The organism is Streptomyces sp. NPDC057486 (assembly GCF_042802415.1).
Lineage (GTDB): Bacteria > Actinomycetota > Actinomycetes > Streptomycetales > Streptomycetaceae > Streptomyces > Streptomyces yanii.
On record NZ_JBHVEE010000214.1, the window covers coordinates 1 to 10653 of the forward strand.

The following is a 10653-nucleotide window of genomic DNA, read 5'->3' on the forward strand; positions in this document are numbered from 1 at the left end:
CGGGCAGCGCTGCCCGTCCCCGGCCTAAGCGCGACGGGCCCGTCAGACCTGCGCCGCGCCCCGGTCCGGGACACAGCGACCGTCCTCGGTGCGGTACGTCCACCGGGCGCCCTTGCTCACCAGTTCCTTGACCGCGCGGACGAAACGCTCGATGTGCTCGTCCGGCGTGCCCGCGCCGAAACTGACCCGGATCGCATTGAGTGACCGCTCGCCCGGCTCGGCCTCCGGCGCACCGCACTCGCCCGGGTCCTGCGGGTCGCTGCCCAGCAGGGTGCGGACCAGCGGGTGGGCGCAGAACAGTCCGTCGCGCACCCCGATGCCGTACTCGGCGGAGAGCGCCGCGGCGAAGTGCGAGCTGTTCCAGCCCTCCACCACGAAGGAGATGACGCCTACCCGCGGGGCGTCGTCGCCGAACAGCGACAGCACCTTGACCTGAGGGACCTCGGCGAGGCCTTCGCGGACCCGGGTGACGAGCTGCTGCTCACGGGCGACGAGCCGGTCGAAGCCGGCCTCGGTGAGCGCCTTGCAGGCGGAGGCGATGGAGTAGACACCGATGACATTGGGCGAACCGGCCTCGTGCCGGGCGGCGGTCGAGTGCCACTCCACGTCCACGCCGCCGTCGGTGCGCCGGGCGACCTTCCGCGAGGCGCCGCCGCCGGCCAGGTACGGCTCGGCGTCCTGCAGCCAGTCGGCGCGGCCCGCGAGGACACCGGAGCCGAACGGCGCGTACAGCTTGTGTCCGGAGAAGGCGACCCAGTCGACGTCGAGCTCCTCGATGTCCACCGGGTGGTGCGGGGCGAGCTGCGCGGCGTCGAGCACGATCCGGGCGCCGTGCGCGTGGGCGGCGGCGGCCAGCTCCTTCACCGGCCACAGCTCACCGGTGACGTTGGAGGCGCCGGTGACGCAGACCAGCGCCGGACCGTACGGGTCGCGGTCGGCGAGCGCCCGCTCCAGGGTCTCGACCGCCTGGGCCGGGGTGCGCGGGGCGTTGAGGTAGGTGACGCGGGCGTCGCGCCAGGGCAGCAGCGAGGCGTGGTGCTCGGTCTCGAACACGAAGACCTGGCAGTCGGCGGGGAGCACCGCGGCGAGCAGGTTCAGCGAGTCGGTCGTCGACCGGGTGAAGATCACCTGGTCCCCCTCCCGTCGCCCACCACCACCGTTGCTCGACCCGGACTCGCCCGAATCCCCCTCGAGGCGGCAGCCGAGGAACTCCGCGACGGCCTTGCGGCTGTTCTCGAAGAGGTCCGTGGAGAGCTGCGAGAGGTAGCCGGCACCGCGGTGGACGCTGCCGTAGTAAGGGGCGTACGCGGCGACGTCGTCCCACACGCGCTGCAGGGCCGGGGCGCTGGCCGCGTAGTCGAGGGCGGCGTACGTGACTTCTCCACCGGTCACCAGAGGAACGGTCACATCACGCCCCAGAACGGGCAACGGGGTACAAACGGACTGGCCGGCGGCAGCGGTGGAAACAGACATGGCGAACTCCCGTAAGAGGCAGGCGAATTCACTGCGCCGGCGGACACGCGGCAGCGCAGGAAGAAGAAAAAAGGGGGTGCGGAGAAGGGCCTTGGGCCCTATCGCATTCGCTTGCTCACAAGAGACTCCTTGAGGACCAGGACCCCAGGGATGTGACATTCAGAGATGTCGAGGGGTCCGCGCTTGCCGCAGACCTCGCTGCCTACGGCCTGGTCTTCACCCGGGGCACCCCGCCACGGACGGAGGGTTGCCGGACAGCGGGCCGGGGCCGTAGTCGCTGTCACTCATGACCTGACCAGCATCCTGCCATACGTGCGCCGACGTGCAAGGCGCAGTCCAAGATCTGGACTGCGCCCTGTGCCGCATTTCCGTACGGTCAGGTGTTGCTGACCGTCACCCAGCGCTCCAGCGCCGCCCGAGCCGCACCCGAGTCGATGGATTCGGCGGCCTTCGCCATTCCGGCGGCGAGCTGCTCGTTCAGCGTGCCCTCGCCCGGGTCCAGCGCCACCAGCGCCGCCGCCGAGTTGAGCAGCACCGCTTCGCGTACCGGACCGGTCTCGCCGGCCAGCAGCCGGCGGGCCACATCGGCGTTGTACGACGCGTCGGCGCCGCGCAGCGCCTCGACGGGGACCAGCTGCAGACCGACGTCGCGCGGGTCGAACGCCTCCTCGTGCACCTTTCCGTCGCGGACCACCCAGACCCGGGACGTCGCCGTGGTCGTCAGCTCGTCCAGACCGTCGTCGCCGCGGAAGACGAGCGCGGAGTTGCCGCGCTCCGCGAGCACGCCCGCGACGATGGGAGCCATCTTCGGATCGGCGACACCGATGGCCTGGGAGCGCACCTGCGCCGGGTTGGTGAGGGGCCCGAGGATGTTGAACGTGGTCTGCGCGCCGAGCTCCTTGCGGGCCTTCGCCGCATACCGCAGGGCAGGGTGGAACTTCACAGCGAAGCAGAAGGTGATGCCGGCTTCCTCCGCCACCTCGACGACACGCTGCGGGGTCAGCTCCAGGTTGACGCCGAGCTTCTCCAGGACGTCGGAGGCGCCGCTGGCCGAGGAGGAGGCCCGGTTGCCGTGCTTGACGACCTTGGCGCCCGTGCCCGCGACGACGATCGCGGACATCGTGGAGATGTTGACCGTCTTGGCGAGGTCGCCGCCGGTGCCGACGATGTCGACCGTGCGGCCCGGCACGTGGATCGTGGTCGCGTGCTCGTACATCGCGCGGACGAGTCCGGTGACCTCGTCGACGGTCTCGCCCTTGGCCCGCAGGGCGACGGCGAAACCGGCGATCTGCACGTCGGTCGCCTCGCCGCTCATGATGCTGTCCATCGCCCACGCGGTGTCGTCGGCGGTCAGGTCCTCGCCACGCATCAGCGGGTTCAGCACGCCCGGCCAGGAACGAGCCGCCACGCTGTCGCCGCCGATCGGGGTCACAACGTTCATGGTCCGCTCCTGGGGTCCACAGCCGATAAAGGGGATACACCCCACCCTATCGAGCCCCATGGACAGCGAAGAGCCCCGTCCATCGAATGGACGGGGCTCCTGCTGTGGCGATCAGTTCAGGTGATCAGTGGTGGCCGTGGCCGCTGGTGATCTCCTTGTACTCCTCGACGGTGGGCTTTTCGATCTGGTTGTGCTCGCCGAAGTAGCCCTTGCTGAGCTTGGCCCGCAGCTTCTGCATCGCGGGCACCTTGCGCTCGACACCGTTCTCGTCGACCGTCGGGCCGATCTCGACCGGCTTGTACTGCTCGTGCGCGGTGAGCGTGTGCAGCTGCTCGGGACCGAGCGGCTCGTGGATCTCGACGAACTCACCGTGCGGCAGGCGCTTGATGATGCCGGACTCGCGTCCGTGCAGCACCTTCTCCTTGTCCCGGCGCTGAAGACCGAGGCAGATCCGCTTCGTCACGATGAACGCGACGACCGGCCCCACGAAGATGAAGATCCGGACGAACCACGAGATGGCGTTCAGCGAGAGGTGGAAGTGCGTGGCCCAGAGGTCGTTGCCACCGCCGATGAAGACGATGACGTACTCGGTGATCCAGGCGACGCCGAAGGCGGTCCGGGTCGGGGCGTTGCGCGGGCGGTCCAGGATGTGGTGCTCGCGCTTGTCCCCGGTCACCCAGGACTCGACGAACGGGTAGACCGCGATGATGGCGAGCACCAGACCGAAGGCCATCAGCGGGATGAACACACCCAGGACGAGCGTGTGACCCCAGAGGTTGATCTCCCAGCCCGGCATCACTCGGATCAGACCCTCGGCGAAGCCCATGTACCAGTCGGGCTGGGCGCCGGTGGACACCTGGTCCGGACGGTACGGGCCGATGGCCCAGATCGGGTTGATCGAGGCGATGGCCGCGATGATGGCGATGATGCCGAAGACCAGGAAGAAGAAGCCTCCGGCCTTCGCCATGTACACCGGCAGCAGCGGCATGCCGACGACGTTCTTGTTCGTCCGGCCGGGACCCGCGAACTGCGTGTGCTTGTGGTAGAAGACCAGGATCAGGTGGGCCACCAGCAGCCCGAGCATGATGCCCGGCAGCAGCAGGATGTGGATCGAGTAGAACCGCGCGACGAAGTCGCCGCCCGGGAACTCCCCGCCGAACAGGAACATCGAGATGTACGTGCCGACGATCGGCATGGACAGGATCGCGCCCTGGGTGAAGCGGACACCCGTACCGGAGAGCAGGTCGTCCGGGAGCGAGTAGCCGGTGAAACCGGTGAACATGCCCAGGACGAACAGCAGGAAGCCGAAGAGCCAGTTGATCTCACGCGGCTTGCGGAACGCACCCGTGAAGAACACGCGCATCATGTGCACGAACATGCCGGCCAGGAAGATCAGCGCGGCCCAGTGGTGGATCTGGCGGACCAGGAGACCACCACGGACGTCGAAGCTGATGTCCAGCGTCGAGGCGTAGGCCTCGGACATCCGGATGCCCTGCATCGGCTCGTACGAGCCGTGGTACACGACCTCGTTCATGCTCGGGTGGAAGAACAGCGTCAGATACACACCCGTGAGGATGATGATGATGAAGCTGTAGAGGGCGATCTCACCGAGCATGAAGGACCAGTGGTCCGGGAAGATCTTGCGCATGTTGGCCTTGGCCAGGGAGTAGATCCCGAGCCGGCCGTCCGCCCAGTCGGCCACCCGCTCACCGGCAGGCGCCTTGCGCTTGGTGTCGGTCACAGTACTCATCCGCGCTCCCAGAAGGCAGGACCGACGGGCTCTTCGAAGTCACCGAGCGCTTCGAGGTTGCCCTCGGCATTCACACCGATCCGCAGCTGCGGAAGGGCGTGACCGGCCGGACCGAAGATGACGCGGGCGCCGTCGGAGAGGTCGAAGGTGGACTGGTGGCACGGGCAGAGCACGTGGTGCGTCTGCTGCTCGTACAGGCTGATCGGGCAGCCGACGTGGGTGCAGATCTTCGAGAAGGCCACGATGCCCTCGTGGGCCCACTCGCGCTCGCGCTTGTCCTTGATGTTCTCCGGCTGGATACGGATGATCATCAGCGCAGCCTTGGCGATCTGCGTCTGGAAGTCGTGAGCGTCCTCCTCCAGGCCCTCGGGCATGGCGAAGGTCAGCGAACCGACGGCGACGTCCTCGGGACGCAGCGGCTCCATCGTGTTCATGTTGATGAGCCGCTTGCCCTTGGCCCACAGGGTGTTGCGGAGCTTCTTCTCCGGCAGCGGACCGAGGTCGCGCAGCAGGACCACACCGGAGAGCGGCACCAGGGCCAGCGCACCGAACATGGTGTTGCGGATCAGCTTGCGCCGGCCGAGCGCGGACTCCTCGGCACCGGCCGCGAAGTCGGCCAGAACCTTCGCCTTGACCTCGGGCTCGGCCGCGATGGCGTGGCGGTCGTCGGCCACCTCCACGTCGGACATCAGCGTGCGCGCCCAGTGGACGGCGCCCGCTCCGATCGCGAAGAGGGCCACGCCCAGGGTCAGACCCAGGGAGAAGTTGAGCGCGCTCACGTGACCGAACGGCCAGATGTACACGATCTTGTCGACCGGGAAGATGACGTACGAGGCGATGAAGCCGACCGTCGCCAGCATGGACAGCACGAACAGGAGCGCGACCGTGCGCTCCGACCGCTTCGCGGCCCGTTCGTCGATGTCCTGGATGCGCGGCTTGTGGGCCGGCAGCCCCGGGTCTGCGAACGGGTCGTCCGCGACCTCTACCGCGGTGTGCGCGGTGCCCTGCTCAGCAGGCAGGTTCTCTTCTGGAATCTCTTGGCTACTCATGACTTCTTGGCCTTAGCGGTGTGGGCCGCGACCCAAACGGCAACTGCGATCAGTGCGCCGAGCCCGAAGATCCAGGCGAACAGACCCTCGCTGACCGGACCGAGCCCGCCCAGCTTGAGGCCACCAGGGGACTCCGACTCGGCGCTGTTCACGGTCTTGATGTACGCGATGATGTCCCGCTTCTGCTGCTCGGGCATCGTCGTGTCGGGGAAGGACGGCATGTTCTGCGGGCCGGTCTGCATGGCCTCGTACACGTGCTTCGGGTCCACGCCCTCAAGGCTGGGCGCGTACTTGCCCTTCGTCAGCGCACCGCCCTCGCCGGTGAAGTTGTGGCACTGCGCGCAGTTGGTACGGAACAGCTCGCCACCCTTGGCGATGTCCGCACCGTCAGGGCTGACCTGGTCCTTGGTCGGCACGATCGGGCCGGCGCCGAGCGACGCGACGTACGCCGCGAGCTGGTCGATCTCGGCCTGGCTGTAGATGACCTTCTTCTTCGGTACCTGGGCACCCGGCTGCTGCGCCGGCATACGGCCGGTGCCGACCTGGAAGTCGACGGCGGCGGAGCCCACGCCGACCAGGCTCGGCCCGTCGGTGGTGCCCTGACCGCCGGTTCCGTGGCAGCTGGCGCAACCGACGGAGTACAGCTTCTTGCCCTCATCGATGGCGAGGGACTGGGCGGTGTCGTCGGCCTGCGCCTTACTCGCGGGCGCAAACGCGGCGTACAGCCCCCCAGTGGCCGCCAGCGCGAGGAGTAGTACGACGACCGCCGCCAACGGATGGCGTCGTCGTGCGGAGAGCTTTTTCACGGATTACCCCGGTGTCAGGATCTTCTGCGTCGATGCTGGATGTGGTTCGGGTTCGAACCCGGTTACTTGATCATGTAGATCGTGGCGAAGAGGCCGATCCACACGACATCGACGAAGTGCCAGTAATAGGACACGACGATGGCGGCGGTCGCCTGTTCGTGGGTGAACCTCTTGGCTGCGTATGTCCTGCCCAGAACGAGCAGGAAGGCGATGAGACCGCCTGTCACATGCAGACCGTGGAAGCCGGTGGTCAGGTAGAACACCGAGCCGTACGGGTCGGAGGACAGCGAGAGGCCGTCCTTCTTCACCAGCTCGGTGTACTCCAGGACCTGGCCACCGATGAAGATCGCACCCATCACGAAAGTGATCACGAACCAGGCACGGAGCTTCTTCACATCGCCCCGCTCCGCGGCGAAGACGCCGAGCTGGCAGGTGAGGGAGGAGAGCACCAGGATCGTGGTGTTCGTCGCCGAGAACGGGAAGTTCAGGGCCGAAGCCATTTCCTTCCAGTGGTCGGGTCCCATCACCGATCGCAGGGTGAAGTACATCGCGAAGAGGGCCGCGAAGAACATCAGCTCGGAACTCAACCAGATGATGGTTCCGACGCTGGTGAGGTTCGGTCGATTGACCGACGGGTGCGCGTGCCCGGTTTCTACTGTCGTTGCTGTCGCCACGACCGACATTATGTCGGTCGCTTATCCCGCCCTCACTCCGGGGGGTGCCGTTCGGTGTGTCAGCAGGGTGTGTCCTCCCCGAACGGCCCATCGAATCGGCGTCATTACCGGTGCTGACAAGCTGTCCGTCGGAGTACGATCCGCGCATCGGTTCATGCCCCGAGAGCCCCGAAGACACAGATGTCACGGAGGAACAATGCAGCCGACCGCCACGGTCCTGGTCTACAGCGACGACGCCAACACCCGTGAGCAGGTGAGGCTGGCCGCCGGTCGCAGGCCTGCGGCGGACGTGCCACCGCTGGAGTTCGTGGAGTGCGCCACCCTGCCCGCCGTCCTGACCGCCCTGGACAACGGTGGCATCGACGTGTGCGTGCTGGACGGCGAGACGGCCCCGGCGGGCGGCATGGGCGTCTGCCGGCAGATCAAGGACGAGGTCTTCCACTGTCCGCCGGTGCTGTTGCTGATGGGGCGCCCTCAGGACGCCTGGCTGGCCACCTGGAGCCGTGCGGACGCCGCGGTGACCCTTCCGGTCGAGCCGGTCGAGTTCGCCGACACCCTGGCCGCTCTGCTGCGCAACAGGCTCTGCGCAGACGCCTGACCGGCCCGGGATCCGCCGCGGCCGCATCCGCGGCCCTTCATGTCCCTCCGAGGGGCAGCGCACTCCCCCGGCCGGTCAGACCTCGGGGCGCAGGCGCGCCGCCTGGATCGTGTCCGCACGGTCCGGCGTGGCGTTGTTCTGCAGGGCGCTGCCCTTCTGCCAGTTGGCCCAGGAGAGGTTCCAGTCGCCGTAGCCGTTGTCGAACGGTGTCATCGTCGCGCCCTGGCTGCCGACGACCTTGACGATGTCGCCCTCGCGCACGGTGTTGAAGAACCACTGGGCCTCGCTGGTGCTCATGCCCGTGCAGCCGTGGCTGACGTTCGCGAGCCCCTGCGAGCCGACGGACCAGGGGGCCGCGTGCACGTACTCGCCGCTCCAGGTGACGCGGGTCGCGTAGTAGACCTGCAGGTCGTACGAGTCGGATGAGCCTGCCGCGATGCCGATCGTCTCCCCGCGCATGCGTACGGAGTACTCCTTGCTCAGCACGACCTTGACGCCGTTGCGGGTGTCGAAGCCGGGCCTGCCGGTGGTCACCGGAATGGTCTTGATCACTCGTCCGTTGCGCTTGACCGACATGGTGTGCGCGGCGGCATCGGTGATGGCCTCTATGCGGTCACCGGTGGTGATCTTCAACGCCTTCGCGGGAGCCCCGTACAGCGCCTTGGTGACCTTGATGCCCGCCAAGGTGCTGCTGACGTCGATGGTGGCCCTGGCGGGCCAGTACTCCTGCGGGCGGTAGTGCAGGGTCTTGTCGTCGACCCAGTACCAGGAGCCCTGCACGGAGGGCGTGGACCGGACCTTCAGGGAGCGTTCCACGGTGGCCCTGGCGGCCTTGTCCTTGATCGGAGCGCTGAGTACCGCCGTAATGGGCTGTCCGACGCCGTAGGTGCCTGCCTGCGGGCCGAAGGCGACCTTCAGGAACTTCTTCGCCGAGGCCGTCTCGAAATCGAGCGTACGGGCGCCCGGGGCGCCGTCCTCGTCCTCGACGCTGACCTTGACGGTGTATCGGGTGCCCGCGGCGAGCGGGACGGTGGAGTGCCAGCGACTCCCGTCGGCGGCGAGTTCACCCGCGAGATGGTGTCCGGCCGTGTCCACGGCCGTCACGTCCGTGATCCGGCCGTCGTCACCCGTGACGGTGACTTCGAGGGGCTTGTCGGGATCGGCCTTCTTGCCGCCCTCCGGGGTGTTGAAGGAGATCTCGTCCGCCGCGTCGTACGGCTGCGCGGACAGCGGATGACCATCGGATCCCCCACAGGCGGTCGCCCCTGCAACCAGGGTCACGACCACCAGTGTGCAACTCGCTACGGGTCGAAAGCGCGGCGTGAGGTTCATGAACCCACGCTAAGAAGATTCATCAGTTTCAGCGCGCCGGGTGACTGCAAACGGGGGGCCCGCACTTCTCGTGGAGGAGAAGTGCGGGCCCCCCGTCAGGTGGAGCGGTGTCACCGGTGGAGCGGTGTCACTGGGTGCGGTTCTCGCCGCGGTAGTACTCGAAGACCCAGCCGAACAGGCCGATCATGATGATCGGGGCCGAGAAGTAGAGCAGCCACCATCCGAAGATGATTCCAAGGAAGGCGAGGGAGCCACCGATGGCCAGTGAGAGCGGCTGCCAGCTGTGCGGGGAGAAGAACCCCACCTCGCCGGCCTCGTCCGCGACATCGGCTTCCTTGTTGTCCTGAGCCATCGCGTCGACGCGCTGCGCCGTGAAGGCCAGGTAGAAGCCGATCATGACGCTCAGGCCGAAGGCCAGGACGAGCGCGGTGGTACCGGCCGGCTCCTTCGACCACACGCCATAGGTGATTGCCATGGCGAGGATGAAGATGCTCAGCCAGAGGAACATCTTGCCCTGGATCTTCACTTGCCGGCCTCCTTGCCACCAGCGAGGGCCTTTTCACCCTCGGAGTGGTGCTCCAGCTGTTCGAGCGCCGCGATCTCCGGGTGGTGCAGGTCGAACGCCGGGGATTCGGAGCGGATCCGCGGCAGGGTGAGGAAGTTGTGCCGCGGGGGCGGGCAGGAGGTCGCCCACTCCAGCGAACGGCCGTAGCCCCACGGGTCGTCGACCTCGATCTTCTTGCCGTACTTGGCGGTCTTCCACACGTTGTAGAAGAACGGCAGCATCGACAGTCCGAGGAGGAACGAGGAGATCGTCGAGATCGTGTTCAGCAGGGTGAAGCCGTCGGCGGCGAGGTAGTCCGCGTAACGACGCGGCATGCCCTCGGCACCGAGCCAGTGCTGCACCAGGAACGTGCCGTGGAAGCCCACGAACAGCGTCCAGAACGTGATCTTGCCGAGCCGCTCGTCCAGCATCTTGCCGGTGAACTTCGGCCACCAGAAGTGGAATCCGGAGAACATCGCGAAGACCACGGTGCCGAAGATGACGTAGTGGAAGTGCGCGACGACGAAGTACGAGTCCGAGACGTGGAAGTCCATCGGCGGCGAGGCCAGGATGACGCCGGTCAGACCACCGAAGGTGAAGGTGATCAGGAAGCCGACGGCCCAGAGCATCGGTGTCTCGAAGGACAACGATCCCTTCCACATCGTGCCGATCCAGTTGAAGAACTTCACCCCGGTCGGTACCGCGATGAGGAACGTCATGAACGAGAAGAACGGCAACAGCACACCGCCGGTGACGTACATGTGGTGCGCCCACACGGTCACGGACAGGCCCGCGATGGCGATCGTGGCACTGATGAGGCCGATGTAGCCGAACATCGGCTTCCGGCTGAACACCGGAATCACTTCGGAAATGATTCCGAAGAACGGCAGGGCGATGATGTACACCTCTGGATGGCCGAAGAACCAGAAGAGGTGTTGCCAGAGCAGCGCGCCGCCATTGGCCGCGTCGAACACGTGCGCACCGAA

10 protein-coding genes and 1 riboswitch are annotated in these 10653 nt (G+C 67.0%); of the genes, 1 reads left to right on the plus strand and 9 read right to left on the minus strand.

What is annotated here, in order from left to right; genetic code table 11:
- Positions 1–42 precede the first annotated feature (42 nt).
- From ACFU6I_RS45945 to ACFU6I_RS45970, 6 genes are all read right to left on the minus strand, one after another.
- The gene (locus tag ACFU6I_RS45945) at positions 43–1473 is read right to left on the minus strand and encodes an aminotransferase class V-fold PLP-dependent enzyme (RefSeq protein WP_384379784.1); all 1431 of its coding nucleotides are present in this window, start codon (positions 1471–1473) and stop codon (positions 43–45) included.
- 174 nt (positions 1474–1647) lie between these two features.
- A riboswitch (SAM riboswitch) is annotated at positions 1648–1765 on the minus strand.
- A gap of 84 nt (positions 1766–1849) precedes the next feature.
- Positions 1850–2914 (minus strand): anthranilate phosphoribosyltransferase, encoded by a 1065-nt coding sequence (gene trpD, locus ACFU6I_RS45950; protein ID WP_384379787.1) that lies wholly within the window; start codon positions 2912–2914, stop codon positions 1850–1852.
- 124 nt (positions 2915–3038) lie between these two features.
- Positions 3039–4664 carry a cytochrome bc complex cytochrome b subunit gene (locus ACFU6I_RS45955; RefSeq protein WP_384379790.1) on the minus strand — a complete coding sequence of 542 codons (1626 nt, stop codon included), beginning with the start codon at positions 4662–4664 and terminating at the stop codon, positions 3039–3041.
- Positions 4661–5713 carry a Rieske 2Fe-2S domain-containing protein gene (locus ACFU6I_RS45960; protein ID WP_384379793.1) on the minus strand — a complete coding sequence of 351 codons (1053 nt, stop codon included), beginning with the start codon at positions 5711–5713 and terminating at the stop codon, positions 4661–4663. The genes ACFU6I_RS45955 and ACFU6I_RS45960 overlap by 4 nt, the downstream gene beginning before the upstream one ends.
- Positions 5710–6519 carry a c-type cytochrome gene (locus ACFU6I_RS45965; protein WP_384379796.1) on the minus strand — a complete coding sequence of 270 codons (810 nt, stop codon included), beginning with the start codon at positions 6517–6519 and terminating at the stop codon, positions 5710–5712. The genes ACFU6I_RS45960 and ACFU6I_RS45965 overlap by 4 nt, the downstream gene beginning before the upstream one ends.
- 62 nt (positions 6520–6581) lie before the next feature.
- Complete coding sequence (locus ACFU6I_RS45970) at positions 6582–7202, minus strand: heme-copper oxidase subunit III (protein ID WP_266986533.1); 621 nt, start codon at positions 7200–7202, stop codon at positions 6582–6584.
- A gap of 187 nt (positions 7203–7389) precedes the next feature.
- Here ACFU6I_RS45970 and ACFU6I_RS45975 point away from each other — a divergent pair, with 187 nt between their 5' ends.
- Positions 7390–7791, plus strand: coding sequence for a hypothetical protein (locus ACFU6I_RS45975; RefSeq protein ID WP_384379799.1), 402 nt, complete (start codon positions 7390–7392; stop codon positions 7789–7791).
- Positions 7792–7866: 75 nt separating this feature from the next.
- Here the strand turns inward: ACFU6I_RS45975 and ACFU6I_RS45980 are convergent, their stop codons facing one another.
- From ACFU6I_RS45980 to ACFU6I_RS45990, 3 genes are all read right to left on the minus strand, one after another.
- A complete protein-coding gene (locus ACFU6I_RS45980; protein ID WP_384379802.1) occupies positions 7867–9123 on the minus strand; it encodes an Ig-like domain-containing protein in 1257 nt (418 codons plus the stop codon).
- A 127-nt stretch (positions 9124–9250) separates the two neighbouring features.
- A complete protein-coding gene (locus tag ACFU6I_RS45985) occupies positions 9251–9649 on the minus strand; it encodes a cytochrome c oxidase subunit 4 (RefSeq protein WP_345515638.1) in 399 nt (132 codons plus the stop codon).
- A partial coding sequence (locus ACFU6I_RS45990) for a cbb3-type cytochrome c oxidase subunit I (protein ID WP_384379806.1) occupies positions 9646–10653 on the minus strand: 1008 nt, incomplete at its 5' end. The genes ACFU6I_RS45990 and ACFU6I_RS45985, both read right to left, overlap by 4 nt.

Coding starts and splice junctions, on each gene's coding strand:
- ACFU6I_RS45975 (WP_384379799.1), top strand. CDS start 7,390: ATGCAGCCGACCGCCACGGTCCTGGTCTACAGCGACGACGCCAACACC.
- ACFU6I_RS45970 (WP_266986533.1), bottom strand. CDS start 7,202: ATGTCGGTCGTGGCGACAGCAACGACAGTAGAAACCGGGCACGCGCAC.
- ACFU6I_RS45960 (WP_384379793.1), bottom strand. CDS start 5,713: ATGAGTAGCCAAGAGATTCCAGAAGAGAACCTGCCTGCTGAGCAGGGC.
- ACFU6I_RS45955 (WP_384379790.1), bottom strand. CDS start 4,664: ATGAGTACTGTGACCGACACCAAGCGCAAGGCGCCTGCCGGTGAGCGG.
- ACFU6I_RS45980 (WP_384379802.1), bottom strand. CDS start 9,123: ATGAACCTCACGCCGCGCTTTCGACCCGTAGCGAGTTGCACACTGGTG.
- trpD (WP_384379787.1), bottom strand. CDS start 2,914: ATGAACGTTGTGACCCCGATCGGCGGCGACAGCGTGGCGGCTCGTTCC.
- ACFU6I_RS45945 (WP_384379784.1), bottom strand. CDS start 1,473: ATGTCTGTTTCCACCGCTGCCGCCGGCCAGTCCGTTTGTACCCCGTTG.